Here is a 26,239-nt window from a genome sequence, read left to right on the forward strand (position 1 = left end):
TTGCCGATCAAAATTCATTCAAATGCGTGGGAATGGAAGGCGCGGGCAAGGTGCTGCTTCACCTCTCCCGTAGGGAGAGGTCGGATCGCATCGAAAGATGCGATCCGGGTGAGGGTTACGGTTTCAGCGGATGCCGCCGCCCCTCACCCGGATTGCTCCGGACGATGCTCTGCATCGCCGAGCGCAATCCGACCTCTCCCCGCTGGGGAGAGGTGAAGACCGAGCCCGGCCGCGAGCACCGCCTCACGGATTCTGTGGCGTCAGCACCAGCGGCGGCTTCGGCTTGGGCTTGGCGGGCGGCGGGCCCGGAGCGGGTTTCACGTCGATCGGCGGCGGCAAAGGGGCAAGTTGCTGGCTTGCCAGCGGTGGGCTCGGCGCGGCGGGGGCCGCGTGCGGAGCTTTCGGCGTCGGCGCAACTTTCGCCTTGGCCGGTGCGCGCCGCGGATCCTGGCCCGGCAGGGGCACATTCGCCGGTGCCTGCTCCGGCGCGCCATCGGGAGAGACCAGTGTCGGCAGCGCGGCGGTGGCGGGCGGCGGCTCGCCGCGCTCGATCGCATCGAGCCGGCGCGTCTCGCGGTCGATGGTGCGCACGGCGAGCCAGGAAGACAGCGGCGCGAGATCGACGGTGCGATTGAGCTTGTCCGGAGGGCCTGCCGCGAACAGCTGGATCTCCGGCGGGGCGCCGGACAGTCCGGTCATGATCGGCGTCAGGCTGGCGCGGATGTCGGCCTGGTCGGCGGGAATGTCGTAGCCGCCGGAGACGATGGCGCGGGCGTTTTTCGCTTCCAGCGGTGTCGCGCCGACGCGCAGGCGCCCATCGCGGATCGTGAACGGGATCTGCGCCGAGGCGACCGCGATCGGGCCTGCCGACAGCGCGGGCTCGACCAGTTGCCGCAGCCGGTTGTCGTCACTGACCTGGCCGCCGTCGCTGGCACGGATGGCGATCTCGAAGGCGCGCGGATTGAGGCCGGCAATCTCGGCGGAATCGAGCGTCACCGTACCGTTGCCGGCGAGCGCGCCGGTGAGGGCCGCGACGCTACGGCCCTGGCTGGTCAGCGCCATCTGCACCGAGGCGCGTCCCTTGGGCAGCGCGAGATTGCGGTAGCGCAGCGCCGCCGCATCGACATTGCCGAGTTCGATACGCGCGTTCAGGGCCAAGCCATTTGCGCTATTGCGCGCATCGAGACTTGCCGACATCTCGCCGCCGCCGATGCCGCCCTTGAGCGCATCGAGCGCGAGCGACTGGCCATCGCCGCGGATCGTGCCGGCGAAGGGGCGCAGCTCGATGCCACCGGGCAATGTGCCGCGCAATGCCTGGAAGGCGATGCGGCCGCGCCACCCACCGATGAGCCCCGCACTCAACGGTTCGCCGGACTCGTGGCCGGCGGCGCCGATCGCCATCGCGAGCGCCGGCGCAAGATCGAGCGTATCGAGGCCCACCTCGCCATCGACACTCTTGTCCTGGTCGAGCGTCACCGTTAGATGGCCGCGCAGATGCGAGCCGGCCGCGGTGCTGTCGAGATCATCGAAGGTCAGGCGATTGCCGGACAGGCTGACGCGCGAGGACAGGCTGACTTTCTGCGCCGGCTTGTCGGCCGCGCTGGTCCCGAACAGTGGCGCCAGATTGGCATTGCGCACGCGCAGGCTCGCGCTGCCCTTGGAAGCCGGCCAGTCAAAATTGCCTTGCGCATCCGCATCCAGCCCGCCCGAGAGCTTGGCGTTCACTTGCAGCGGCCGGCCCCAGGCGCCGGTCACCTTGCCCTCGAACTGCGAAGCGCCCTCGCCTGCGGCCACCACGCGATCGAGGCCGAGCAGCGCCAGCAGCGCCCCGGCCTGCGGCGCCGATAGTTTCGTATCGAGTGTGAAGTCACTGTTGCGCAGGCGGTCGATGTCGAAGCCGCTGACGGCGGCCACCGGCGTCTGCGCGGCCAGCGTCGCGGTCGCCTTGAGCTGCGGCGCGTCGAGATCGAACACGGCGCGGGCGTCGCTGCGATCGGCATGCTCGGCATTCTTGTCGAGGCTGAGGTCGAGCTTCAGGCGCGTCGCGCCGGGCAATGCCGGCATGGCATCGAAGCGCCCGCGCACCGCGGGCGCAAACGGCTCGATCAGCGCCGTGAGCTCGTGCAGCGAATTGCCGGAGGATTTCAGCGCGAGCCTGCCGGTGAGCTGGGTGCGATCGAAGCTGCCGCTCGCCTCGGTGGTCACGCCGCTGGCTTGTCCGAACCGCAATTGCTCCAGCGATAGCGCCGCCGGGCCATAGCCGAGCTTTGCCGCAAACGGCCGCAGCTCCTGTCCTGCGGAGATGGCGCGGCCGATATCGAGCGAGAGCTTTGCCTCCTCCGGCCATTCGCCCTGCGGCCCGGCAAGCGCGCGCACAAAACTCGCCGCGGCATCGAGGTCGAGACGATCGGCCTTGAGCTCGGCATCGATCCGGGAGCCCTTGCTGGCGCCGGTCTGGACGAAGGCGATGCGGCCCTCCACCGCACCGCCCTCGATCTCGGCCTTCAGCCTGTCGATGGCGAGATGGTTGGCGGCAATCGTCACGTCGCCAGCAAGGCGCAGCGGCCGCGTGCTGCGCCGGTTGATCTCGCTGCGGCCCTGCAGCCAAGCCAGCAGCGTATCGGGATCGGACGATTCGACGCTGAGGCGGCCGCTGAAGCTGTCGGCGCCGGGAGTGGCGCCATTGAGCGAGAGCTGCGTCATGCCCGGAGCGCGCAGCTCGAGCCGCTGGAAGGTCCAGGATCGTCCGTCGGTCTGCAGCTCGGCGGTGATGTTCTGGAGCGGACGGCCACCGAGCATGATCTGGTCGGAGTTGAACTCGATCTGCGCCGGGATCGGCGCCTGCGGGATCGCGGCCAGCCCTGCGCGCAGCGCCGGCAGGACGCGCTGCGGATCGGCATCGTCCTTGGCAGCATCCTTGGCAGCATCCTTGGCCGCCAGCTTGTCGGCATCGACCTGCCGCGCCGAGAGCACCGCGCGCAGCAGCGGCGAGGCGCCGAACTTGAGGTCGCCGACGCCGCCGAGCTTCAGCGCGGCGTCGTCAGTACCGAAGTTGACGTCGATCTGGTCGAACTTTGCGCCGGCCGGATCGGCCTTCAGCTTCGTCGTGAGCTTCCAGGGCGTCGGCCCTACCTCGCCCGCCTTCTTTGTCGCGGGCACGGCCAGCGTCAGTGCGCCATCGAATTTCGGCAGGCGGTTGTCGAAGGCGAGCACGCCTTCGAGATCGGCGAGGACGGCGCGCTCGCCCGGGTCGATGTTGAGGTGGAGGCGGGTGGCGTTGCCATCGGCGCTCGGGCCGGAGGAGATGCGAAACGGATAGCGCACGCCGTTGGCGGTGAAACGGCCGTCGCCGCGCACCGAGCCGGCGAGCGAGCGCACGTCACCGGAAAAGGCGATGTCGCTCAGCTCCAGCGTCGAGCGGCTGGCGGCATCGTGCAGGGCGATGCGGCCGGTGAGATTGAGCCGCTCGATAGCGAGCGAGGCGAGATTGAAGGCACCGCTCGCGGTAGACGGCAAATCGACCCGCCCGCGCGCGTCCAGGCCGAGGTCGGCCGCCATGCCGCCGACCGAAAGCTCGGTGGCGCGCCATTCGCCGCGCATGAGAGAGCCAAGACTGAACTCGACGTCGAGCTTGTCGGCGCGCAGGCGGCCGAGATCGTTGTTGCCGCCGAAGGTGACCGCGCGCAGACGCAGCGTCGGCGCCGGCAACAGCCGCGCGTCGAGCTCGCCCGCCACCCGCACCGGCACGCCGATGATTCGGCTCGCCTCCGCCTCGAACTGGGGCCGAAACTGGTTCCAGTCGACGAAGTAAGGCCCGATCAACGCGGCCAGCAGCGCAATGATGAAGGCAATCGCCAATCCGAGCAGCGTCGTCTGCACGGGTCTCCCCTCGGCCAAAACGGCGCCCGGACCAGACCTTGCCCTCGGAAGGCTTCAGGCGGGCCGGAACAGCCCCTTATATAGGGGGAAGTATGGCGAAGTCACAGCGACCGTTGCGCGCGGAGGTTAACGGCGGCGCGAGGCCCTCATGGTGAGGAGGCGCAAAGCGCCGTCCCGAACCATAGAGGCCCCGCTCCGCCGGCGGCCATCCTTCGAGATGCCCGCTTCGCGGGCGTCTCAGGATGAGGATCTGCGCTCGCAGAACCAGCGCTGACGCCTTTACCAGCTTGCCGGCAACCGCTTCAGGCCGCGCAGCACGAAGGTCGGCCGCCATTCCGGGGTTTCGACATCGTCGATGCGCAAATCGGGCAGCCGCCGCAGCAGCGTCGCGATGGCGATCTCGGCCTCGATGCGCGCCAATTGGGCCCCCAGGCAGAAATGGATGCCCCCGCCGAATGACAGCGGCTTCACGTTTTGGCGGGTGACGTCCAACCGGTCGGGCCGGTCGGGATAGACCGCCGGATCGCGGTTGGCCGAGCCGAGCAGGCAAAGCACGGTCTCGCCCTTGGGGATCTTCACCCCGCCGAGATCGTCGATGTCCTCCAGCGCGACGCGCCCGGTCATCTGCACCGAGGAATCGTAGCGCAAAAATTCCTCGATCGCGCCCACCATCAGCTCGGGCCGTGCCTTCAAGAGCGCGAGCTGGTCCGGATTGCGGTGGAGCGCCAGCAGGCCGTTGCCGATCAGATTGACGGTGGTCTCGTGACCGGCGCCGAACAAGAGGATGATGTTGGCGGTCAATTCCTCGTTGGTGAGCTTGTTGCCGTCCTCCTCGGCCTGCACGAGCTGGGTGATGAGATCGTCGCCGGGACTGCGGCGGCGCAGCTCGAACAGCTGCTGGAAGTACATCTGGGCCATCAGGTTGCCGGCGTTGCCCTGCTTGATCTCTTCCGGCGACAGCGGCACCGGGTCGAGCAGCCGCCCGCCGTCGCGCGAGCTCTTGTAGAAGACCTCGCGGTGCTCCTCGGGGATGCCGAGCATGTCGCAGATGATGGTGACGGGCAGGCGGAAGGCAAAATCCTCGATCAGGTCCATGTGGCCGCCGTCGATCACCGCATCGATGGTCTGGTCGACGATCTCCTGGATGCGCGGGCGCATGTCCTCGACGCGGCGGGCGGTGAAAGCCTTCACGACCAGGCCGCGCAGGCGGGTGTGGTCGGGCGGATCGGCTTGCAGCATCCAGTGGCTCATGCTGCGGAACACCGGCTCGTCCATGATCTTTTCGCTATAGCGGCGCTTGGTGCGCTCGACGAAATCCTTGCCGAAGCGCTTGTCGCGCAGCACCAGACTGACATCGGCGTGTCGGCTGGTGACGAATTGGCCGAACGGCGTCACATGGATCGGATCGATCGTGCGCAGCCGATCATAATGCGGATAGGGATCGCGGATGAAGTCCGGCGACAGCGGGTTGAACAGCGGATCGCTGTTCGGGCCTGGATTCGCGCCTTGCACTTGCTCGTTCATGGTGACCTCAGATCGGTTGCCGCATGACACGCATACGCAAGGCTGCCCCACAGCCCGGCGTAACCATCCCCTTAGAATTATCAACTCAATACATTGTTGTATCGAGTTGCATTCTGCCCTAAGCTGCCGGGATGTCAAGGGTGAGAACCAGGCCCACCAGGGACGATACGCGCGACAGATTGTTCGAGGCGGCCGCGCGCGTGTTCGAGCAAGACGGCATTGGCGGCGCCAGCATCGAGGCGATCGCGGCCGCGGCGGGTTTTACCCGCGGCGCGTTCTATTCCAACTTCAAGAGCAAGGACGAGCTGATCATCGCCATGCTCGAGGACCATGTCGAGCAGTCGATCCGGCGCAACATGGACATCCTCGCGCAGCACGACAATCTCGACGATTTCATCGCGGCGCTGAAGACGATGGACCGCAGCAAGCAGGATCCACTCGGCCGCTCGCCGCTGCTGCACATGGAGATGATCCTGTTCGTCGCGCGCGCCGAGAAGCGCCGGCCGGACCTAGCAAAACGCCTGCGCGCGCGGCGCAAGCTGGTCGCCGACATCGTCGAGGCGACGTTGAACAGCAACGGGCGGAATGACAGTCTGAACCCGCCCTGGATGGCCGCCGTCGTGCTCGCACTGGAAGACGGCTTCCGCCTGCACCGGCTGATCGACCCCGAGACGACGCCGGCCGACAGCTTTCTGCGCGCGATCACGGATCTGCGGCGGAGGACCGGGTTGGCGTCGGAATAGGATGTGGCTTCGCAGGATCGTCGCGTTTCCACGTCCCGCCGAGACCCGGCGCTTAATGTGCCGCCAGGGCGAGAGCGACAATGCGGTGCATGCGGAACCTATTGTGCAGCTTCGCTCTGCAGCGCGTGCAGCCGGCCGGCCACCACCCGCACCTTGCGCGGCGCGGCCCGCCAGATCGACAGCGCCGACAATGCGCTCACGATCACGGCAATGCCGAAGGCGAGCGTGTAATCGCCGGCGCGATCATAGAGAAAGCCGGTCACCCAGGGACCGGCGGCACCGCCCGCCAGCGCGGCCAGCATGATCGTGCCAAAAATGCTGCCCTGGTGCCGGCCCTGGAAGATCTCGAACACCACGGCGCCCATGATCGAGGTGAGGCCGTAGCCGAGCGCGCCTTGCGTGAACACCATGAGATAGACCAGCCACAATGACGGCTGGAACTTCAGCGCCATCAGCGCCGCGAAGCAGATGGCAAAACCCGCGCAGCTGATCGCCCACACCCATTCCCTCCCGATCCGGTCGGAGACATGGCCGAGCAGGATCTGGCCGGGAATGCCGAGCAGGCTGACGATGCCGAGCGCCCACACCGCGACGCCAGGGCTGAAGCCGATATCGAGCAGGAATTTGGTCTGGTGCACCTGCACCGCGTACCAGATGTACAGGCCGCAGAAATAACCGAGCGCGATCCACCAGAATCGTGCAGTTGCAACGGCACGCTTCAGCGTCCATTCGGTGCCGGCCCAGACCGGATCGACGACATTGGAGACGGGCTTTGCCGCTCCCGCGAGCGGGGTGGCATCGCCGTCCGGCTCAAGGCCGATGTCCTCGGGGCGCTTGCGCAGCAGCAGATTGATCGGCGCCAGAACGATCAGGACCAGCAGCCCCATCGCGGTGCAGGCGGTGCGCCAGCCGGTCTGTTCGATCATGTGCTGCACCCATGGCAGCAGCGTCACGGAGCCGATGCCGACGCCGGCGAACGCAATGCCGATGGCGAATCCGCGCTTGCGGATGAACCAGTTCGGCAGGAACAGCGACTGGCCGGAATAGCCGAGACAGACCGAGCCGGCGCCGACCATGACGCCGATGGTGACGTAGAGGTGCCAGGGCGCGCTGGTGAGCGGCGCGAGCAGCAGGCCGCCGCCCATCAGCACGACGCCGAGCTCCATCACGGCGCGCGGGCCGGCGCGGTCCATGAGGCGGCCGATCAGCGGGCTGACCACGCCCGACACCACGAAGCCGAAGGAGAACGCCCCCGCAGTGATGCCACGCTCCCAGCCGAACTCGGAGATGATGGGAGGAAAGAACAATGAAAAGGCGGTGCGCGCGTTGACGCCAATGGCCATGGTGACGAAGGTCACGGCGACTACGACCCAGCCGTAGAAGAACGGAAACCGCATGTTTGTGTTTCATCCCTGGACGATCCTTCCGACCATCCAGAGATGCCCGGGTCAAGCGCTTTTCGTGCATGCCTCTTGAGCGGCAGCGCAATTTGCGCGCACCGCCGAGATCATCTCGAACGCCGAAGGAGCGACGTTCAAGCCGATGGATCTTCTTTAAGGCCGCCGCGTCCAGTGGTCGGCGTTGACGGCGCCTTGCGGGATCTCTCCCTTCACGATCGCTTCGACCTGACGCACCGTTTCCAGCGACTGATATTCGATTGCCTGCGGGGTCAGGCCACCGACATGCGGCGTGGCGATCACGTTCGGCAGTTTCGCCAGCTCGGGTGTCGGCATCTGGTCGGGCGCGCGGCCGACATCCATGGCCGCGCCGGCGATGCGATGCTCGATCAATGCCCGCGCCAGCGCCGCCTCGTCGACGAGATTGCCGCGTGAGAGATTGATGAACACGGCATGCTTCTGCATGCGCGCCAGTGCCGCTTCCCCAATCAGGTTCTCGGTCTGCTCGTTGGCAATCGCGAGGCAGACGACGTAGTCCGACACGGCGAGCAGCTCATCAAGACCGACCTGCCGGATCGCAGCGTCGCTGACGGTCGCGAAGGGATCGGCGACCAGCACCTCCATGCGCAGCACTTTTGCCACCTCGGCGAGATAACGCCCGATGCTGCCATAGCCGATGATGCCGATCCGGCTGCCCGCGAGCTGGCGGCCCATCCGTGCTTCCGCCTTGCGGCCGGCCTGGTAGTCGGCGGTGGTTCGCGAGACGCCGCGGGAGAGATCGACCATGAAGCCGAGCGCGAGCTCGGCCACCGCCTGCACGAAGCCCGGGCCGGCACGGGTCACGAGCACGCCCGCCCTTGATGCCGCGTCGACATTGACGTTGCGGACGTCGACGGCGCAGCGGACGAATGCACACAGGCGCGGCAGCTGCGCAAAGATCTCGCCGCGCCCCTCCGTCATGCGATCGGCAACGATGATGTCAACGTCCTTGGCCGCACGCACGAGCCCGGCAGCGTCGAGCGGCTCGTCGCCATCGTGCAGCATCACTTCGGCGGTCGCGCGCAGGCCATTCAGGCTGCGATCGCCGTAGTAGTTCCGCCGCATCTCCGGCGTGTGGGCGAGCAGGACTTTCACGACGACACTCCTTCAATAGCCGAACGCGCGCGGCAGCGCCGTCGAGAGCCACGGCACGAAGGCGATGACGAGCAGGCAGAGGAACAAGAGGCCGAGATAGGCCATGATCGGCTTCACCGTCTGCTCGATCGGCACGTTACCGATCAGGCAGGCGCCGTAGAGCCCGAGCCCGAGCGGCGGCGCGAACAGGCCGATGCCCATCGCGATGACAAGCACGACGCCGAAATGCAGGGGATCTATTCCGAGCTGCACGGCGACCGGCAGCAGCAGCGGTCCGAAGATGATGAGGGCGGCCGCGCCTTCCAGCACCGAGCCCATCACGATCAGCACGGCAATCGCCAACAGGATGAACAACCAGACGCCTGAGGTCTTGGACAGTCCCAGCATGAAGTCGCCGACCGCATGCGGCACCTGCTGCAAGGTCAGCGTGAAGGCCAGCGATTGCGCGGCGGCGACGATGAACAGCACGAGACCCGCGCGCGTCGCCGCCTGCACGAAGCTGTGCGCGGCGGACTTGAAGCCAAGCTCGCGGAACACCACGCTGCCGACGACCAGCGCATAGGCGACGGCAAAGGCCGAGATCTCCGTCGCGGTGGCAAAGCCGGTCTTGAAACCGAAGAAGATCATGAAGACCAGGCCGAACGAGGCGATCGCGCCGCTCCACAGGCCCGACACCGGCATCTGCGGCTCGACCTCCTCTATCTTGTCCGGCCGCTTGCCGAAGATGATGGACACCGCGATCAGCACCAGCGCCATCAGCGCCGACGGCAGGAGGCCTGCGACGAACAGGCCGCCGATCGACAGGTTCGCGACGAAGCCGAGGATGATCAAATTGATGCAGGGCGGAATGGTCTCCGCCATCACCGCGGACGCTGCAAGCAGCGCCACCGCGCCGCCCGGATTCTGCTTCGAGCGGCGCGCCGCCGGGATCAAGACGGAGCCGACCGCGGCGACGTCCGCCATCTTCGAGCCGGAGATGCCGGAGAACAGCACCATCGAGGCCACCATCACGACGTTCAATCCGCCGCGCATCCGCCCCACCGCGCGCTGCAACAGCTCGATCAGGCGCACCGACATGCCGTTGGCTTCCACGAGATAGCCGACGAGGATGAAGAAGGGGATCGCGAGCAACACGAAATTGTCGATGCCTCGCGCCATCTGCTGGGCGAAGATGACGCCGGGCAGCGCGCCCTCGACCCAGATGAAGATCAGCGCGGCGAGTGCCAGCGCAAAGCCGATTGGCAAGCCGCCGAACAGGGTGGCGAAGAAGCCGATCAGCATCAAGATGCCCGCCGACGGCGCCGATGACGGCGAGAGATAATCCCAGGCAAGATAAAGGCCGGTGATGACCAGGATGGCAATGAGGCCCCTGACGATATCAGGGAGCGGGCGTGTGCAGAGATGGTCGATCGCGAACACCGTCATGAACAGCGCGCCGACACCCATCGGATAGAAGGTCAGCTCCAGTGGCAGGCCGGATCCGGTGGTCTGTCCCGCCGTCAGCGAACCCAGCTTGATGGCGTTGTAGGCGACATAGCCGGAGATCAGCACGACCAGGAGCGCGCTGGCGGCATCGACAAGCGCCTGCAATCGCTGTGACAGCAGATCCCGGAAGAACGACACGCCGACATTCTCGCCGCGCGCGAGCGCGCTCGCCGCGCCGAAGAAGGCCGAGCCAACCATCAGTCCGCGCGCGACGTCGTCGGACCATTCGACCGGCGCGTTGAAGAAGAAGCGCAGCAGCACGGAGGCGCAGACCACCACGAGATCGGCGGTCAAGAGAATGGCTGCGATCGCGTCGCTGAGGCGAAGCAGCATGGTGATGCTCCCGTGGCGGCCGCCCGAGAGAGGCACGGCGGCTGTCATCGCCAGCTCAGATTTGGCCATCTCAGGCTTGCGTCGCGCGGATGATATCGATAACGGCCTTGGATTCCGGCCGCGCCTTGATGAAGTTCTCGGTCTGCGGCGCCACGCGTTTCCTGAACGCTTCACGGTCGCATTCGGCGACCGTCACGCCCTTCTCCGTCAACGCCGCTAACGCCTCCTTCTCAACCGCAAGCCCATGGGTGCGCGTGTCGGCCGCGGCCTTCTTCGCGGCATCGAGGAAGCCCTCGCGCAGCTTCGGATCCATGCGGTTGTAGGTCATGTCGCTGAAATAGATCGCGAGCGGCGAGAAATTGTGCTGCGTCAGTGCATAGAACTTCGCCGTTTCGAAGAATTTGCTGGCCAGGATGGTCGGCGGATCATGCTCCAGCCCGTCCAGCACGCCGGCCTGCAATGCCGTGTAGATCTCGCCGAATGCCAGCGGCGTTGCGGCGGCACCCATCAGGCGCAGGCATTCGGTGATGACCGGATTGGGCAGCGTCCTGATCTTCAGCCCCGCGAGATCTTCGGGCGTCTTGACCGGCTTCCTCGCCAGCACGCTGCGCGAGCCGAAATTATAGGCCCAGGCGATGATGCGGATGTTGCCACCCTTGAGCAGCGCATCCTCGATCGGCTTGGCGGCGCCGGCGTCGAACGCCTTGGTCTGCTGCGGAAAACTCGAGAAGAGAAAGCCGAGGTCGAAGGTGCCGACCAGCGGCACGAGATTGGCCGAGATCGACGAGCCCGACACCATGAGGTCGATGACGCCGAGCTTCACCGAATTGATGACGTCGATCTCCTGGCCGAGCTGGTTGTCTGGAAAGAAGGCGACCTCGATCTGCTCACCGAGGCCGTTCGCCTTCAGGCTCTTGACCAGATTGTCGTAGTAGACGCGGCCGTTGGCGTATTTGGGATCGTTCGGCAGCGAGGACGAGCATTTCAGTTTCAGCGTGGCAGCTTCGGCGCGGCCGATGATCGCGGGAGAGAGCACGAGGCCGGCGGTGACCGCCGCCGATGACTTGATGAACGCGCGACGGTTCACGGGCACGATGGTCATGGTGCGGCTTCTCCCCGATTATTCTTGTTCGCTGCGGTCGTTGCCGCAGCCTGTTGCGCAGACTGTATGGCCAAAGCGACGAAGCAGGCAAGGCTAGCGCCAGTCGCGGCAGGGCGGCGCGCGGTGACTGGCGGCAGCATGGGCCGATCGTGAAAACGTCGAGGTTATCCGGGATTATCGATGAGGATCGGCTTGCGCCCGATGTGTGAGGACGAGGGTTTCGTGCGGTGCCACGGATTGATCTAATTGGCGCATGGATCAATGCGCAATTGACATGGATAGCGAACGAACGATGCTCTCCTCCCGGCAGGTCCCCTGCCCCATTTTGCCGCGGCCCGCTGCGTGATCCAGCGCACAGACAGCATGATGGCGCAAACGTAGAAAAGGTGACATCGTCGCGCCGATGGAGGTGACGCCCATGCGCCGTCCAGTCTTTTCCAATTTGCTTCTAGCATCCGGTTTTTTTGCGCTCGCACAGTTGATGACGGCGAACGTCGCTGCCGCCGAGGCACGGCTCGCGCTGGTGATCGGCCAATCCGCCTATCGCACCGTCCCGGAACTGCCCAACGCCGCCAACGACGCCAAGGGCATGACGGAGCTGCTCGGCAATGCCGGCTTCACCGTCACCACGGCGGCCAATCTGGCGCAGAGCGAGATGCGTGCGACGATCTCGGATTTTGCCGGCAAGGTCAGCGCCAGCGGCGCCGACACCGTAGCTCTGGTGTTCTATGCCGGCCATGGCCTGCAAATCGACGGCGAGAACTATCTGGTGCCGGTCGATCTCGACCCCAAGCGCGAGGCCGACATTCCGCTCCAGGGCGTGCGGCTGAACGACCTGCTCAATACGCTCGGCGCGCTGCCGACGCGGGCGCGCATCTTCATGCTCGATGCCTGCCGCAACAATCCGTTCCCCGCGCTCAGCGGCGCCGGTCATGGGCTTGCGATCGTCGACACCAAGGCCGGCGCGCCCGGCTCCTTCATCTCCTATTCGACTTCGCCCGGCGCCGAAGCCGAGGACGGCAACGGCATCGACAGCCCCTATACCGCCGCCGCGCTGACCATCGCCAAGCAGCCCAATCTGCCGATCGAAGAGGTGTTCAAGCGCATCCGCGTCGCCGTGGCGCAATCGACCGACGGGCGGCAGATCCCCTGGGAAAGCTCGTCGTTGACCACTGATTTCAAGTTCTTCGGCGAGAGCAACGACCAGCCGCCTTCCCTTCCAGGCGCAAATTCGATGGCGCTCGCCAGCGCCACGCGCAGCGTCGAGGACTGGCGCAAGGATTTGCAGGGCAAGCCCGCCAAGGTCGCCTATGAGCTCGTGATCACCGAGGATACGGTGCCGGCCTATCAGGCCTATATCGAGCTGTACGCAGAGGACGCTCAGACGCCGCGCCTGCGCACGGTGCTGGAGCGGCGGCGGCAGATGCTGGCCTGGGAGCGCGCGGTCTCGATCAATACCCGCGCCTCGTTCGAAGCTTATCTTGCGAACTGGGACAACAGCGACTTAGCTGCGACCGCGCGCAGGCTGCTGCTTCGCGTCCAGAACCGCAATTATGGCCAGCCCGTTGCCGGCGCTGCGGCGCCAGCCCCGGTCGCCGTCGCAATGGCGCCGACCTGCCCATGCTCGACACCGTCGCCGCCAGCAACGCCGGTCAATCCGAGCGTCGCGCCCAGCATCAAGAAGCGCGTCGACGACACGCCGCCGAAGCGCAAGGTGGTCGAGACGCCGCCGAAGCGCCGGCCGCCGCCCGAAGAGGTCGTCTACGAGCGTGCGCCGCCCCCGGGACCGGCGCCCGGCGCGGTGATGCAAGGCATCGGTATCGGAATCGGCATGGGAATGGGCGGCCGCGGTGGAGATCATTATCGCGGCGATTACCGCAGATACTGAGCCGGCCCGGCACAAACAGAGATCCGGCTCGCGCCCATGTGGCGCAAGCCGGATCTACTGCAACAGCACCGGACGATGCGGCGCACGGCGTCGTCGCGTTCAGGACATGCGGCGCGGGCCGATGGCCTCGAACTGCGCCTTCTGCTCGTCATTGAGCGTGGCGTAGAAATCATCGAGCGCCGCGCGCACCGACTTGATCCCATCCAGCATCACGCCGAGGCGCTGGCGGATTGCGGACATGCGTGCCGGCGGTGTCATCACGTCATTGGGCTCGCAGGCTGCCTTGAGCGATGCACTGACCTTGGCGCTGGTATCCTGGAGCACCTGGAGGGCCGCGCGCTGGGTATCGTTCGGACGAATCCTCTCCTCGATCGTGGCGCCGGGCCAATCGAACGCGGAGGACGCGCTGCAATTCTGCACCGGCGATCCACTCGCATCGTTCGATGCGGTCGCGCGCCGCTGGTCGCCGGCCAGCGCATTGAAGCGCGCCTTCTGCTCGTCAGTCAGCGAACCATAGAACTTGTCGAGCGCAGGCTGGACCAGATCGACGGCCTTCTGCATGGCTTCGACACGCTGCTGCATTGCAGCGAGCCGGCCGGGCGCCGTCGCTGCGGCCTGCGTCGGACAGGATGTGCGGATCAGCGCTGCAGCGTCCATCGAGGCATTGCCGAGCGCATCGAGATCGGCGCCTTGCGCATCGCTCGGCTGCACCGCCGCTGCAATCTGATCGATCGGCAGACCGACGATGGCACGGCGGTCGCTGCCGCAGAGCTGATCGAGCGGCGCGCTGCGCGCCCGCCGTCGTCCCTGCGGCTGCTGCGGCAGATAGGCCGACAACCGATCATAACCGTAGGGGCCAAAAATGCCGGCATAAATGTCCGGATAACCGTAGCCCCAGAAGCCGAGACCGTCGCCCCAGATCGTGTAGTCGTAGACATCATTGTAGGCGAAGGGCCAGAACAGCGGTCCGACCCAGCCATAGCCGCCACCCGCATGCTGCCACCATCCGCTGCTTGCGCCGCTCCAGCCGGCCAGTGCGGCCGCGGTCGCGATCTGCGCACGCGCCACTGGATTGCTGATCAGCCGGCCGTTCCGAAATGTGCTTGAGTTGAGCGCATTGCGGAAGTTCGCGGGCCGTATCGCCGCGTTGCGGATGTGACCGAAATTGGGGCTGCCGCGCCGGGTGCCTGTTGCGAACCGCATCCCGCGGTGATGCCCGCCGCCGTGCGCGTGCCCGCCGTGGCCGCGGAAATGGCCGCCACCATGATGACCACCGCCGTGCCCGCCGCCGTGCCCGCCTCCGTGCCCGCCACCATGGCCACCGCCATGTCCGCCCTTCGCCAGCGCCGCGCCTGCCAGCATGCAGGCAAACGCCACCGCGGCAATTCCAACGACCGATCGCATCATCACGCCCTCCCGCGCAAAGCCCTGCCATTGAGGCACCGGAACTTGGCGGGAATGGAACCGGCAACGTTGCCGAAAGTTCCCGGTTCTGGCTGCGCGCCCTAGGCCTCCGGCACGATCTTGCCGGGATTGAAAATATCGAGCGGATCGAGCGCCTTTTTCAGCGCCCGCATCGCATCCAGCGCTTCGGGACCGAGCTCGGCCTTGAGATATTTCTGCTTGCCTTGGCCGATGCCGTGCTCGCCGGTGCAGGTGCCGTCCATCGCCTGCGCGCGCTCGACCAGGCGATGCATGAACTCCTCGCCGCGCGCCATCTCGTCGGGATCGTTGACGTCGCAGACCAGCGAGCAATGGAAATTGCCGTCGCCGACATGACCGACGATCGGCGACAGCAGGTTGAGCCGCTTGAGATCCTCCTCGGTTTCGCTGACGCAGTCGGCGAGGCGCGAGATCGGCACGCAGACGTCGGTCGCAACGACGCCGATGCTGTCGCCGGGCCGCAGCGCCTTCACCGACCAATAGGCATCATGCCGCGCCTGCCACAATTTGGTGCGGTCCTCTGGCTTTGTGGTCCAGGAGAACTCGCCGCCGCCGCACTCCTTCGCAATCTCGCCGAAGGCCTTGGACTGCTCGGCGACCTCGATTTCGCTGCCGTGGAATTCCATCAGCAAAAGCGGCGTCTCCGGCAGCGTCAGCTTCGAATAGGCATTGCAGGCCTTGACCTGCGCGGCATTGAGCAGCTCGATGCGCGCCACGGGAATGCCGGTCTGGATCGCCAGGATCACGGCTTGACAGGCGCCGTGCACGGTTTCGAATGACACCGCACCCGCCGCGATCGTCTCGGGGATACCGCGCAGGCGAATGGTCAATTCCGAGATGATGCCGAGCGTGCCTTCGGCGCCGACGAACAGATGGGTGAGGTCGTAGCCGGCGGATGATTTCTTGGCGCGCGTGCCTGTGGTGATGATCTCGCCGTCGCCGCGCACCACCTTCAAGGCCAGCACGCTGTCGCGCATGGTGCCGTAGCGCACCGCATTGGTGCCTGAAGCGCGCGTCGAGGCCATGCCGCCGAGCGAAGCATCCGCGCCGGGGTCGATCGGGAAGAACAGGCCCTGGTCGCGCAGATGCTCGTTGAGCGCCTTGCGGGTGACGCCGGGCTGGATCACGCAGTCGAGGTCCTCGGCATGCACCGCGAGCACCTTGTTCATGTCGCGCAGGTCGATCGAGATGCCGCCGGCGGGCGCGTTGACCTGGCCCTCGAGCGAGGTGCCGGTACCAAAGGGAATGACAGGGACGCGATTTTTGGCGCAGATCCGCACCACGTCCTGGATGTCGGCGGTCTCCTGCGCCATCACCACGCCGTCAGGCGGCTGGTTCGGAATCCACGTCGTGGTATGGCCGTGCTGTTCGCGAACGGCCTGCGAGGTGATGAGGCGGTTGCCGAAGCGTGCGGCAAGCTGTTCCAGCGCGCTTGTGAGGGCTTTCGGCTCCGGCCGCGGCGGATTATTGGTGATGGTCGTGCCCACGGAATTCCTCCCGACAGAAGGACCGTGGCAAAGGACATAAAATCGGTCAAGTCAAGGGACCGGACGCATGACTAGGGAAGGACATATGCCGGAGACTGCCGCCTCAGCGCCACAAGCCGAGCCATTCCGCGCCGCGATCATGCAGATCGAGCCGCAATGGATCGACTACAACGGCCATCTCAACATGGCCTATTACAACGTGATGTTCGACCGCGCGATCGACCAACTCTGGCTCGAGCTCGGGATCGGGCCGGCTTACATGAAGGAGCGAGGCGGTTCGACTTTCACCGCCGAATGCCATGTGCGGTATCTGCGCGAGATCCACCTCGGCGATCCCGTACAGATCTTCGTGTGGCTGCTGGAGGCCGACGACAAGCGGCTGCACACCTTTGAGGAGATGCGTCATGCAAGCGAAGGCTGGCTGTCGGCAACTTCCGAGAACATGTCGCTGCACATGGACATGAAGGCGCGGCGCGTTGCGCCATTTCCGCCCGATATCCGGGCGCGCATCGCCGCGGTCACAAAGGCGCACAGCACCCTGCCCCGCCCCGTGGGCATCGGCCGTAGCGTGGCGATGCCCGCGAAGCGGTAGCCGCTATATCCTGTTGCGGCCGCGCGCCAAGCCGACCACGGCCGAGACCAGGAACAGGACGACCGCGATGAAGAAGATGATCTTGGCGATCTCGATCGAGGCGCCGGCGATGCCGCCGAAGCCCAGGATACCCGCGATCAGTGCGATAACCAGAAACGTCACAACCCAGCCAAGCATGGTCAAACCCTCGTCTTGATGTCCGTCTTGCGTCTGGCGCGGCTGGCCGCGCCGCCTGCCCAGACAATCTCGACGCGAGAACGATGGTTCCGGCCCACGCAGGAGCGAAATTCGCTGCCTTCGCGGGAACAAATCGGCCCGCCGCGCACGTGGAAAACCCTGTCCATCGCCCCATATAGGGACTAATCCCTGTTAAGAAGGCTCCCTTCCGCCACCCCGCGGTGCGATCGTGGGGCCAATGATTCGCATGACCGAGCCGAGCAAGATCACCAACGTTCCCGACCACCAGCCCGCAGCCGGCGGCATTGCCGCGCGTGCGCGGGCCTCCGTGGGCCCGAAATATCTGTCCGGGCTCAATCCGGAGCAGCGCGAGGCGGTCGAGACACTGGACGGCCCGGTTCTGGTGCTGGCCGGCGCCGGCACAGGCAAGACGCGCGTCCTGACCACGCGCATCGCCCACATCCTGAGCCAGGGCCGCGCCCGCCCCGCCGAGATCCTGTCGGTGACCTTCACCAACAAGGCCGCGCGCGAGATGAAGCACCGGCTCGGCCAGATGCTGGGCCACGCGGTCGAGGGCATGCCGTGGCTCGGCACCTTCCACTCGATCGGCGGCCGCATCCTGCGCGTCCATGCCGAGCTGGCGCAGCTCAAGTCGAACTTCACCGTGCTCGACGTCGACGACCAGGTCCGGCTGCTCAAGCAGCTCCTGCAAGCCGAGAACATCGACGACAAGCGCTGGCCGGCGCGCATGCTCGCCGGGCTGATCGACGGCTGGAAGAACCGTGGCCTGATGCCGTCGCAGGTGCCCTCGGGCGAGGCCGCTGTCTTTGCCAACGGCAAAGGCGGCAAGCTCTATGCAAGCTACCAGGAGCGGCTGAAGATATTGAACGCCGCCGATTTCGGCGACCTGCTGTTGGAAAACATCCGCATCTTCCGCGAGCATCCGGACATCCTGCGGCAGTACCAGCAGCGCTTCAAATTCATCCTGGTCGACGAGTACCAAGACACCAACGTCGCGCAATATCTGTGGCTGCGGCTGCTGTCGCAGGCGCCGGCATCAACCAAAGCCGTCATTCCGGAGCGCGTCGAAGACGCGAACCCGGAATCTGGAGATGAATCCTCAGCTCGAGATTCCGGGTCTGCTCCTTCGGCGCATCCCGGAATGACGCTGGCGGCTGCAGGCCCCACCAAAAACATCTGCTGCGTCGGCGACGACGACCAGTCGATCTATGGCTGGCGCGGCGCCGAGGTCGACAACATCCTGCGCTTCGAGCACGATTTTCCGGGCGCCAAGGTCATCCGCCTCGAGCGCAACTACCGCTCGACCGGCCACATCCTCGCCGCCGCCTCGCATTTGATCGCGCATAACGAAGGCCGACTCGGCAAAACGCTGCGCACTGAGGACCAGGACGGCGAAAAAGTCACGGTGACGGGCTCGTGGGATTCCGAAGAGGAAGCGCGCGGCATCGGCGAGGAGATCGAGCAGCTGCAGCGCCAGGGCGAGAAGCTGAACGAGATCGCAATCCTGGTGCGCGCCTCATACCAGATGCGCGAGTTTGAAGACCGCTTCGTCACGCTCGGCCTGCCCTATCGCGTCATCGGCGGGCCGCGCTTCTACGAGCGCGCCGAAATCCGCGACGCGCTGGCTTACTTGCGTGTCATCAATTCGCCGGCCGACGACCTCGCCTTCGAGCGCATCGTCAATACGCCCAAGCGCGGCCTTGGCGACGCCACCGTGCAGATGCTGCACGATCACGCCCGCAAGCGCCGCATCCCGCTGTTCGAAGCGGCCCGCGCGGTGGTCGAGACCGACGAGCTGAAGCCGAAGGCGCGCGGCTCGCTTCGCGATCTCATCACGCAGTTCGACCGCTGGCGCGCCCAGCGCGAGGTCACCGCGCATACGGACCTCGCCCAGATCGTGCTCGACGAGAGCGGCTACACCGAGATGTGGCAGAAGGACCGTTCGGCCGATGCCGCGGGCCGGCTGGAGAACCTGAAAGAACTCGTGCGCTCGATGGAGGAGTTCGAGAACCTGCAAGGATTCCTCGAGCATATCTCGCTGGTGATGGACCGCGACGGCGGCGCCGAGGACGACGCCGTGTCGCTGATGACGCTGCATTCGGCCAAAGGGCTCGAATTTGATAACGTCTTCCTGCCCGGCTGGGAGGAAGGCCTGTTTCCGAGCCAGCGCACGCTGGACGAGCAGGGCCGCGCCGGCCTCGAGGAAGAGCGCCGGCTCGGCCATGTCGGCCTGACCCGCGCCCGCCGCCGTGCCATGATCTATTTTGCGACCAACCGGCGCATCCATGGCACCTGGTCGACCACGATCCCGTCGCGCTTTCTCGACGAATTGCCGGCGGCCAATGTCGAGATCACGGAATCCAAGGGCGGCTCGGCCTGGGGCGGCACCGGCGGCTATGGCGCCTCGCGCTTTGACGACATGGAGGCGTTCGGCTCCAGCTATTCGACGCCGGGCTGGCAGCGAGCGCAGGCCAACCGCAATCGCGGCGGCGGCCGCACCGGCGGCGGCAGCGGCGGTTTCGAGGAAGAGGCCGCCTCGTTCTCGTCTTCGTCCTCGCCCGATTTCGGCAGCTTCTCCTCGCGCCGCCGCGGGCCCCTGACCATCGAGGGCGAGCTGGTCGCCAAATCCACCGGCACGACGTCCGAATTCTCGCTGGAAGACCGCGTCTTCCACCAGAAATTCGGCTACGGCCGCGTCACCAAGATCGACGGCAACAAGCTCACCATCGCCTTCGACAAGGCCGGCGAGAAGAAGGTCGTGGACAGCTTTGTGCAGCGGGCGTGAGCGCCCGTCCCCTGTTGCAGCGGTGTTACGCCGCCGCGTTTCTTCCGCTCGCCCCTTGACCATCACGAACTTCCCCGTATCAGATGAAGCCCATGGTCCGGGGCTCCATCACATTGATCGTGCTTGCATTGGGATTGCCGTCGCTCGCAGCGGCGGAGACCATGAGCTTTGGCGATGCGATCGGCAAGCTGGCGGCGAGCTGCGGCGCGGAAATCGTCGCCAATTGCCGCGGCGTCAATCCGGACTCGACCCGCCTGAAGGAGTGCCTGTCGCGCAACCGCGACGTGCTGTCGCCGCAGTGCCAGAGCGACTATCTCGGCGTCTTCGACGCCATCCAGAAACGCGTTGCCGCGCGCGTCACGGTGGCGAACGCCTGCCAGCGCGAGATCGTCAAGGTCTGCGGCGGCTCGACCAGGGAGACCAGCAAGTCGATCCCCTGCCTGGCCTCGACCCCCAAGGGCATCAGCAACAATTGTCTGAAGGCCATCGACGACGCGGGGTATCGCTGATGCGCGCGAAGGGGCTCGCCACCGCCGGACTAGGCATCGCGCTGGGCTTCGTCCTGCTCGCGAGCGCGGCCGGCGCGCAGACGGCAGCACCGACCCGCGACGACATCGTCGGCAAGCTCAACCATTTCGAGGAAGCCGCCGAGGTCGATCTTCCCGCGCTGAAGCAGCAGGTGATGGAGCGCGCCAAGGCCAGGATCAAGAATGATCCCGGTCCGGTGAACCGGCCGTTGATCGCGCCCGACCTTGCCAAGCTGCCCGCCTTCAACGCACAGATTCAGTTCGACGCCGACACGCCGATCATCCAGCCGGCGTCTTACCAGACGGTGGGCCGCATCGCAGACGCGTTGGTGCATTCCTCGCTGCTCCCCTACACTTTCCTGATCGTCGGCCATGTCGAGTCCAATTCGAAGACGCGCGAGGCGAACGCGATCCTGAGCCAGCGCCGGGCAGATGCGATCCGCGACGTGCTGGTGAACACGTTCAAGATCTCGACCAAACGGCTGCATCCGATCGGCCTCGGTGAAGAGCAACTTCTCGACCGGGCCAAGCCGACATCCGCCGTCAACGGCCAGTTGCAGATCCTGACCTATGCCAGGTTGCCGGAAGAGCCTGCGCACCCTGCTGCGGCACCTGCGCCTGCGGCGAAAAAGCCCGCCAAGAAACGCTGAGCGCGTGCATCCCAGCGTCCAACGGAACCCTTTGAAGTTTTGACCATTTTGTGACCTGTCTCACAGCGCAACAGCACGGTTTCGCGCGACAATAGGGCCGGTTTGTGCACCGCCCGGTCAGGTGCTATAGGCTTTTTTCGTCCTTCCCCGAGCCTGTGCTGAACGAGAGCGAGATGGCTGGCTATTTTCAACGCCAACTGGCCGACTACGTCGAATATCATCGCGATCCCTGGAACTGCGCGATGCACGTGGTCGGCATCCTGCTGCTGTTCACCGGCGCCGTGCTGCCGCTGACCCTCGTGCATGTCTCCGTCTTCGGGATCGAGGTCAGCCTGGCGGTAATCATGGCGCTGCCCGTGCTGGTCTACTGGCTGATGCTGGACGCCGGGATCGGGTTCGCCATCCTGGTCGCGATGATCGTGCTGCTTTCGGTCGCAACCGCAATCGGCAATCAGGTCTCGCTCGCCATGATGTGGTCGATTTTTGCCGTGCTGATCGGCATTGGCGTCGCAGCGCAAATCGTCGGTCACAAGGTTTTCGAGGAACGGCAGCCGTCGATGGTCGACCACCCCACGCATTTACTGCTTGGACCGATGTTTGTCATGGCGAAATTATTCATTGCATTAGGCTTCCGTCGCGACCTTGCCGCGATTCTGGCGCCTCTTCCGGCCAATTCCCTTTCGACCCGATAACTTCCAGAAGCGAAACAGCAAACCGTCTTCATGGCTCTCGTACTGGTTACCGGTGGCAGCGGCTTCATCGGACATCATCTCGTAGAAGCGCTCCGCGCCCGCGGGCAGCGGGTGCGTGTCCTCGATGTCCGTCCGCCGGCCGCGGCGCACGCGGACGTTGAATATGCCCATGGCTCGGTGCTGGACCGCGATGCGGTCGATGCCGCGCTGGCAGGCGCCGATCAGGTCTATCACCTCGCCGGCCTCCCCGGCATGTGGGTCGCCAACAAGCAGGACTTTCACGAGGTCAATTGCCGCGGCACAGAAATCGTGCTCGCGGCCGCAATCAAGCGCGGCGTGTCGCGCTTCCTGCACTGCTCGACCGAATCGATCCTGTTCCCCTATTCCGACCTCAACGGTGTTCCCGCCGAAGAGGCGCTGCAGCCTGCCGATGCGATGCCCGGCGCCTATACGCGCTCGAAGTCGCTCGCGGAGCATTGTGCCGCGAAGGCCGCAGCAAGTGGCTTTCCGCTCGTGATCGGCACGCCGACCATGCCGATCGGTGCCGCCGACCACAATCTGACGCCGCCGACGGCGATGCTGTGGTACTTCCTCCAAAAGAAGGTGCAGCCGCATCTCAACTTCCTGGTCAACCTCGTCGACGTCCGCGACGTCGCGATGGGCCTCGTGCTAAGCATGGAACGCGGCCGGGTTGGCCAGCGCTACATTCTGGGCGGCGACTGCGTTCCGCTCGGCAACATCCTGCGGATGATGTCGGCGATGAGCGGCCGGCGGCAGTTTCCAATCGTCGTGCCCGGCAGGATCGCCGAGCTCTCCGCGGTCATGCTCGAATACATCGCCGATCGCATCACGCGCCGGCCGCCCAACGGCACTGCCGAGGGTGTGCGCATTGCGCTGGCCGCGAGCGACCTCTCGATCGGCAAGGCGCGCACCGAGCTCGGCTATTCGCCGCGTCCGATCGAGCCTGTGCTGCGCGAAACCATCACCCATCTTCTCGCCCGCAACGGTCAGTCGGCCTCCGGCGCGCTCGAGCATCACGCGCTCTCCTCGCGCGCGAGCTGAGCTTTCCGCCCAACGCAAAGAACCTTCATGTCCTTCGATTTCAGCAAGCTTCTCTCTGTCGCCTGGGGTGGTTGGACCACGACCTGGCCGACGCAACTGCTCGCCCTGATCTGGCTCGCCTGGCTCGTAAGCTGGGTCGGGGCCTCGTTCTGGCAAGGCCGCACCCAGAAGCAGGTGATGACGCTGGAATCCGGCCGCTATCGAATCCCGATCCTGGTCGGCGGCATCCTGTTCACGCCGTGGACGGCCGAAGTGCTGAACGAGAAGCCGCTCTGGGTCTTCAGCAACATCGGCGTCTACATCACGGCCCTGATCGTGCTCGCCGGCATCTCCTTCACCTGGTGGGGGCGGCTGCATCTCGGCAAGTTCTGGTCCAACACCATCACCCATAAGGAAGATCATCGCGTCGTCGACACGGGCCCCTACGGCATCGTGCGCCACCCGATCTATACCGGCCTGATCGCGGGCATGCTGGCGACCGGCATCGCGGTCGGCACCGTCACGGCAATCGTCGGCGCCATCCTGATCTCGCTCGGCATGTGGCAGAAGGGCCGGATGGAAGAGGTGTTCCTGTCGAAGGAACTGGGCGAAGACGCCTACGGCGCCTATTGCCGCCGCGTGCCGATGATCATTCCGTTCCTGTCGCCGCGGTGACGTAACCAGCCGCATATCGTCCGACGTCGTCCTGACGAAAGCTTGGCTATCTCCAGGACGACGCTGGGGAAGCAGTGCGTGGGACCGCATCAACCCTGCCTGTTATGAGGAACCACCGCTCCCTGCCCCGGTTACCCCACGACGCCTGCAACTAGCCGCAGAGCATCGCCATGTCGGATGCCTATGATTATTTTCGCGAGCACGCGATTGCCGCCGTCCGTAAGGCGCGGGCGTTGCCGCCCGGCCGGCCGAAGCGGAAGCAGCGCACGGTGGCGCGGGTCTATCACCTCCTGTCCAAGGAGGCCGCGCTTGCGCCGAACATCCATCATCTCGATGATTTTCGCGCGGCACGGCGGCTCGAGCGGCAGATCGGCCGCTGATCTTGGCGCATAGCCCGTCGGCGCTCGTCCCATGCAAATTCGATCGGCTGCCATTCCAATGGAATAGACCCTGACGACGCCCCGCACAGGTTGACGTCCGACCCGCCAGCCAGTTGGATGCGCGCGCAAACAGGGGCTTCTCATGACGTTTTCAGGCATCTTTGCGCAGTTGGTTGCGCTCCTCGGCGGCATCGCGCTGCAATGGCGGAAGCTATCGGGCACCGAGCCCGCACCCGCCTGGGGAGAGAAGCCTGCGATCCCCGAGGCCAAGCCGCAAGGCACGATCCCGACGCTCAAGATGCCGACCGCACGCGGCTGGAGCGCGGGCCAGAAGCCGTCCGTCGCGCCCGGGCTCCAGGTCAATGCGTTCGCGACCGGCCTCGATCATCCGCGCTGGATCGAGGTGCTGCCCAACGGCGATGTGCTGATCGCGGAAGCGACGCAGATCGCCAGCCCTCCGCGCACCGTGTTTCACTACGCGATGCAAGCGACGATGCGGCGCGCCGCCGCGCTCGGCGTTTCCGCCAACCGCATCACGCTGCTGCGCGACAGGGACGGTGACGGCGTTGCGGAGATTCGCGGCGCCTTCATGGAAAACCTCAGCCAGCCGTTCGGCATGGCGCTGGTCGGCGACACCTTCTATGTCGGCAACACCGACGGCGTGATGGCGTTTCCCTATGTCGCGGGCGCCGATCGCATCACTGCGCCGGGCAAAAGGCTCACCAATTTCAAGCCGGGCGGCCACTGGACCCGTAGCCTGCTTGCGAGCCCCGACGGCAAGAAGCTCTATGCCGGCGTCGGCTCGCTCAGCAACATCGCCGAGATGGGGATGGAGGTCGAACAAGGCCGCGCCGCGATCTATGAGCTCGACCTCGCCGCCGGCACGCATCGCATTTTTGCTGCCGGCCTGCGCAATCCGGTTGGCCTGGCTTGGGAGCCCACGACGGGCGTGCTCTGGACTGTCGTCAACGAGCGCGATGGGCTCGGCGACGAGACACCGCCGGACTATCTGACCTCGGTGCGCGACGGCGGTTTCTATGGCTGGCCCTATTGCTACTGGGGCAAGACGGTGGACGACCGCGTGCCGCAGGACCCGGCGATGGTCGCAAAGGCGCTGCAACCGGACTATGCGCTCGGCGGCCACACCGCTTCGCTCGGCCTGTGCTGGATGCCCGCGGGCACCCTGCCCGGCTTCCCCGACGGCATGGTGATCGGTCAGCACGGCTCGTGGAATCGCAGCAAGCTGTCCGGCTACAAGGTGGTGTTCATCCCGTTCGAGAACGGTCGTCCCTCCGGCCCCGCGCGCGACATCCTCTCGGGCTTCCTCGCGCCCGATGAGAAGGAATCCTACGGCCGCCCGGTCGGCGTCGCGATCGGCCCCGACAAGTCGCTATTGATGGCCGACGACGTCGGCAACGTGATCTGGCGCGTGACGGGCGCTTAGAGGATCACGTCCCAACGCAGAGCGTAGCGCGCTGCTTGCGCAGCAGCGCGATCACCGACAGCGCCGTGATCAACCCGGTCTTGGGATTTTCGGACGGGATGTTCTCGATTCCCATCGAGAAGCGTGCGGAATCTGCCTCGACCTCGATGCGGTGAACGTTGCGCGTCACGGTCGGGTCGGCCCAGATCTGCACTTGGGTGCGATCCGGCCCGACGCCGGCAAGCGACAGCGCGACCGCGACGTTGAGATTGGCCGGGAAACCCTTTGCGGCCTCGCGCGCGGTGCCTTCGAACAGCTTGAGCGGCTCGCGCAGCTTGTCGATATGGATGTTGTTTTCGAGGATGAACGGCGCGCCCTTCAAGCCGTCGATCGGCTTGCGCGTCACCATCTTCACCGAATGAATGGTGCCGATTGCGGCCGCATTGACGGCGTCGAGCCCGATCAGCGCGCCGGTCGGCACGATGATGCGGCCGCCATTGGCGCGGGCGACATCGACGAGATCGAAATTGTCGAGCAGCCCGCCGACGCTGACCACGAGCGCGGCCTTGCCGCGCCTGACCGCGGGCTCGACGATCTCGCGCAGATGCCGGCTCGGTGCACATTCCACCACGATGTCGGCGGCATCGCCGAGCTGATCCATCGACAGCACGGATGGTGCGCGCCGCAGGCCATTGAGAAACGCCCGATGCTTGACGGGATCTCGCACCGCGACCGCCGACAGTGTCAGTCCCTCGATACCTTGATCCAATGCAGATGCGATCTTGGTGCCGATCGAGCCCAATCCCGCGATGGCAATCCGCAAATCGCTCGAAGCCTTGTGTTCGGTCATCGCATCCCACT

General features: G+C 65.7%; 21 protein-coding genes. 11 read left to right on the plus strand and 10 right to left on the minus strand.

Going from position 1 to position 26,239, the window contains the following annotated elements:
• Nucleotides 1-243: 243 nt before the first annotated feature.
• Together IVB12_RS34620 and IVB12_RS34625 are read right to left on the minus strand one after the other, a co-directional pair.
• Nucleotides 244-3,879: an AsmA-like C-terminal region-containing protein gene (locus IVB12_RS34620; protein ID WP_247306614.1), complete on the minus strand. Its 3,636-nt coding sequence runs from the start codon at nt 3,877-3,879 to the stop codon at nt 244-246.
• Nucleotides 3,880-4,158: 279 nt separating this feature from the next.
• The gene (locus tag IVB12_RS34625; protein ID WP_247306617.1) at nt 4,159-5,403 is read right to left on the minus strand and encodes a cytochrome P450; all 1,245 of its coding nucleotides are present in this window, start codon (nt 5,401-5,403) and stop codon (nt 4,159-4,161) included.
• Between the two features lie 131 nt (nt 5,404-5,534).
• On the opposite strand from IVB12_RS34625, the gene IVB12_RS34630 reads away from it, so the two are divergent.
• Entirely contained in the window at nt 5,535-6,146 is a 612-nt protein-coding gene (locus IVB12_RS34630) for a TetR/AcrR family transcriptional regulator (protein WP_247306619.1), read from the plus strand.
• A gap of 98 nt (nt 6,147-6,244) precedes the next feature.
• On the opposite strand, the gene IVB12_RS34635 is transcribed toward IVB12_RS34630, so the two are convergent.
• The 4 genes from IVB12_RS34635 to IVB12_RS34650 form a co-directional block, all read right to left on the minus strand.
• Nucleotides 6,245-7,543 carry an MFS transporter gene (locus IVB12_RS34635; RefSeq protein WP_247306621.1) on the minus strand — a complete coding sequence of 433 codons (1,299 nt, stop codon included), beginning with the start codon at nt 7,541-7,543 and terminating at the stop codon, nt 6,245-6,247.
• A 156-nt stretch (nt 7,544-7,699) separates the two neighbouring features.
• Nucleotides 7,700-8,677 carry an NAD(P)-dependent oxidoreductase gene (locus IVB12_RS34640; RefSeq protein ID WP_247306623.1) on the minus strand — a complete coding sequence of 326 codons (978 nt, stop codon included), beginning with the start codon at nt 8,675-8,677 and terminating at the stop codon, nt 7,700-7,702.
• Nucleotides 8,678-8,689: 12 nt separating this feature from the next.
• Nucleotides 8,690-10,543, minus strand: a complete 1,854-nt coding sequence (locus IVB12_RS34645; RefSeq protein WP_247306830.1) for a TRAP transporter large permease subunit — start codon at nt 10,541-10,543, stop codon at nt 8,690-8,692.
• Nucleotides 10,544-10,565: 22 nt separating this feature from the next.
• On the minus strand, nt 10,566-11,597 hold the full coding sequence (locus tag IVB12_RS34650) for a TRAP transporter substrate-binding protein (RefSeq protein ID WP_247306625.1): 1,032 nt from the start codon (nt 11,595-11,597) through the stop codon (nt 10,566-10,568).
• Nucleotides 11,598-12,015: 418 nt separating this feature from the next.
• Between IVB12_RS34650 and IVB12_RS34655 the strand changes: the two genes are divergently transcribed.
• Entirely contained in the window at nt 12,016-13,485 is a 1,470-nt protein-coding gene (locus IVB12_RS34655; protein ID WP_247306627.1) for a caspase family protein, read from the plus strand.
• 99 nt (nt 13,486-13,584) lie between these two features.
• Here the strand turns inward: IVB12_RS34655 and IVB12_RS34660 are convergent, their stop codons facing one another.
• Nucleotides 13,585-14,892: a Spy/CpxP family protein refolding chaperone gene (locus IVB12_RS34660; RefSeq protein WP_247306629.1), complete on the minus strand. Its 1,308-nt coding sequence runs from the start codon at nt 14,890-14,892 to the stop codon at nt 13,585-13,587.
• 98 nt (nt 14,893-14,990) lie between these two features.
• Nucleotides 14,991-16,415 carry an FAD-linked oxidase C-terminal domain-containing protein gene (locus IVB12_RS34665; RefSeq protein WP_247306631.1) on the minus strand — a complete coding sequence of 475 codons (1,425 nt, stop codon included), beginning with the start codon at nt 16,413-16,415 and terminating at the stop codon, nt 14,991-14,993.
• 85 nt (nt 16,416-16,500) lie between these two features.
• Between IVB12_RS34665 and IVB12_RS34670 the strand changes: the two genes are divergently transcribed.
• Nucleotides 16,501-17,007: a thioesterase family protein gene (locus IVB12_RS34670; protein ID WP_247306633.1), complete on the plus strand. Its 507-nt coding sequence runs from the start codon at nt 16,501-16,503 to the stop codon at nt 17,005-17,007.
• A gap of 3 nt (nt 17,008-17,010) precedes the next feature.
• Here IVB12_RS34670 and IVB12_RS34675 read toward each other — a convergent pair whose 3' ends face one another.
• The gene (locus IVB12_RS34675) at nt 17,011-17,184 is read right to left on the minus strand and encodes a DUF1328 domain-containing protein (RefSeq protein WP_008556598.1); all 174 of its coding nucleotides are present in this window, start codon (nt 17,182-17,184) and stop codon (nt 17,011-17,013) included.
• A 238-nt stretch (nt 17,185-17,422) separates the two neighbouring features.
• Here IVB12_RS34675 and IVB12_RS34680 point away from each other — a divergent pair, with 238 nt between their 5' ends.
• The 8 genes from IVB12_RS34680 (at nt 17,423) to IVB12_RS34715 (ending at nt 25,399) form a co-directional block, all read left to right on the plus strand.
• Nucleotides 17,423-19,990 carry a UvrD-helicase domain-containing protein gene (locus IVB12_RS34680; RefSeq protein ID WP_247306636.1) on the plus strand — a complete coding sequence of 856 codons (2,568 nt, stop codon included), beginning with the start codon at nt 17,423-17,425 and terminating at the stop codon, nt 19,988-19,990.
• Nucleotides 19,991-20,082: 92 nt separating this feature from the next.
• A complete protein-coding gene (locus IVB12_RS34685) occupies nt 20,083-20,499 on the plus strand; it encodes a hypothetical protein (RefSeq protein WP_247306656.1) in 417 nt (138 codons plus the stop codon).
• Entirely contained in the window at nt 20,499-21,167 is a 669-nt protein-coding gene (locus IVB12_RS34690; protein ID WP_247306658.1) for an OmpA family protein, read from the plus strand. Before IVB12_RS34685 ends, IVB12_RS34690 begins: the two co-directional genes overlap by 1 nt.
• A 173-nt stretch (nt 21,168-21,340) precedes the next feature.
• Nucleotides 21,341-21,859 (plus strand): Mpo1-like protein, encoded by a 519-nt coding sequence (locus tag IVB12_RS34695; RefSeq protein WP_247306659.1) that lies wholly within the window; start codon nt 21,341-21,343, stop codon nt 21,857-21,859.
• Nucleotides 21,860-21,889: 30 nt separating this feature from the next.
• Entirely contained in the window at nt 21,890-22,921 is a 1,032-nt protein-coding gene (locus IVB12_RS34700) for an NAD-dependent epimerase/dehydratase family protein (RefSeq protein WP_247306662.1), read from the plus strand.
• A gap of 27 nt (nt 22,922-22,948) precedes the next feature.
• Nucleotides 22,949-23,575 carry an isoprenylcysteine carboxylmethyltransferase family protein gene (locus IVB12_RS34705; protein WP_247306663.1) on the plus strand — a complete coding sequence of 209 codons (627 nt, stop codon included), beginning with the start codon at nt 22,949-22,951 and terminating at the stop codon, nt 23,573-23,575.
• A 170-nt stretch (nt 23,576-23,745) separates the two neighbouring features.
• Complete coding sequence (locus IVB12_RS34710; protein WP_247306666.1) at nt 23,746-23,955, plus strand: hypothetical protein; 210 nt, start codon at nt 23,746-23,748, stop codon at nt 23,953-23,955.
• Between the two features lie 142 nt (nt 23,956-24,097).
• The gene (locus IVB12_RS34715) at nt 24,098-25,399 is read left to right on the plus strand and encodes a sorbosone dehydrogenase family protein (protein WP_247306669.1); all 1,302 of its coding nucleotides are present in this window, start codon (nt 24,098-24,100) and stop codon (nt 25,397-25,399) included.
• Nucleotides 25,400-25,403: 4 nt separating this feature from the next.
• Here the strand turns inward: IVB12_RS34715 and IVB12_RS34720 are convergent, their stop codons facing one another.
• On the minus strand, nt 25,404-26,228 hold the full coding sequence (locus IVB12_RS34720; RefSeq protein WP_247306687.1) for an aspartate dehydrogenase: 825 nt from the start codon (nt 26,226-26,228) through the stop codon (nt 25,404-25,406).
• Between the last annotated feature and the right edge of the window lie 11 nt (nt 26,229-26,239).

Source organism: Bradyrhizobium sp. 179 (genome assembly GCF_023073535.1).
GTDB lineage: Bacteria > Pseudomonadota > Alphaproteobacteria > Rhizobiales > Xanthobacteraceae > Bradyrhizobium.

Excerpts from the sequence above, each read along its gene's own strand:
- IVB12_RS34625 (WP_247306617.1), bottom strand. The coding sequence starts at position 5,403 with ATGAACGAGCAAGTGCAAGGCGCGAATCCAGGCCCGAACAGCGATCCG.
- IVB12_RS34630 (WP_247306619.1), top strand. The coding sequence starts at position 5,535 with ATGTCAAGGGTGAGAACCAGGCCCACCAGGGACGATACGCGCGACAGA.
- IVB12_RS34635 (WP_247306621.1), bottom strand. The coding sequence starts at position 7,543 with ATGCGGTTTCCGTTCTTCTACGGCTGGGTCGTAGTCGCCGTGACCTTC.
- IVB12_RS34645 (WP_247306830.1), bottom strand. The coding sequence starts at position 10,543 with ATGACAGCCGCCGTGCCTCTCTCGGGCGGCCGCCACGGGAGCATCACC.
- IVB12_RS34650 (WP_247306625.1), bottom strand. The coding sequence starts at position 11,597 with ATGACCATCGTGCCCGTGAACCGTCGCGCGTTCATCAAGTCATCGGCG.
- IVB12_RS34655 (WP_247306627.1), top strand. The coding sequence starts at position 12,016 with ATGCGCCGTCCAGTCTTTTCCAATTTGCTTCTAGCATCCGGTTTTTTT.
- IVB12_RS34660 (WP_247306629.1), bottom strand. The coding sequence starts at position 14,892 with ATGATGCGATCGGTCGTTGGAATTGCCGCGGTGGCGTTTGCCTGCATG.
- IVB12_RS34670 (WP_247306633.1), top strand. The coding sequence starts at position 16,501 with ATGCCGGAGACTGCCGCCTCAGCGCCACAAGCCGAGCCATTCCGCGCC.
- IVB12_RS34675 (WP_008556598.1), bottom strand. The coding sequence starts at position 17,184 with ATGCTTGGCTGGGTTGTGACGTTTCTGGTTATCGCACTGATCGCGGGT.
- IVB12_RS34680 (WP_247306636.1), top strand. The coding sequence starts at position 17,423 with ATGATTCGCATGACCGAGCCGAGCAAGATCACCAACGTTCCCGACCAC.
- IVB12_RS34685 (WP_247306656.1), top strand. The coding sequence starts at position 20,083 with ATGGTCCGGGGCTCCATCACATTGATCGTGCTTGCATTGGGATTGCCG.
- IVB12_RS34690 (WP_247306658.1), top strand. The coding sequence starts at position 20,499 with ATGCGCGCGAAGGGGCTCGCCACCGCCGGACTAGGCATCGCGCTGGGC.
- IVB12_RS34695 (WP_247306659.1), top strand. The coding sequence starts at position 21,341 with ATGGCTGGCTATTTTCAACGCCAACTGGCCGACTACGTCGAATATCAT.
- IVB12_RS34700 (WP_247306662.1), top strand. The coding sequence starts at position 21,890 with ATGGCTCTCGTACTGGTTACCGGTGGCAGCGGCTTCATCGGACATCAT.
- IVB12_RS34705 (WP_247306663.1), top strand. The coding sequence starts at position 22,949 with ATGTCCTTCGATTTCAGCAAGCTTCTCTCTGTCGCCTGGGGTGGTTGG.
- IVB12_RS34710 (WP_247306666.1), top strand. The coding sequence starts at position 23,746 with ATGTCGGATGCCTATGATTATTTTCGCGAGCACGCGATTGCCGCCGTC.
- IVB12_RS34715 (WP_247306669.1), top strand. The coding sequence starts at position 24,098 with ATGACGTTTTCAGGCATCTTTGCGCAGTTGGTTGCGCTCCTCGGCGGC.
- IVB12_RS34720 (WP_247306687.1), bottom strand. The coding sequence starts at position 26,228 with ATGACCGAACACAAGGCTTCGAGCGATTTGCGGATTGCCATCGCGGGA.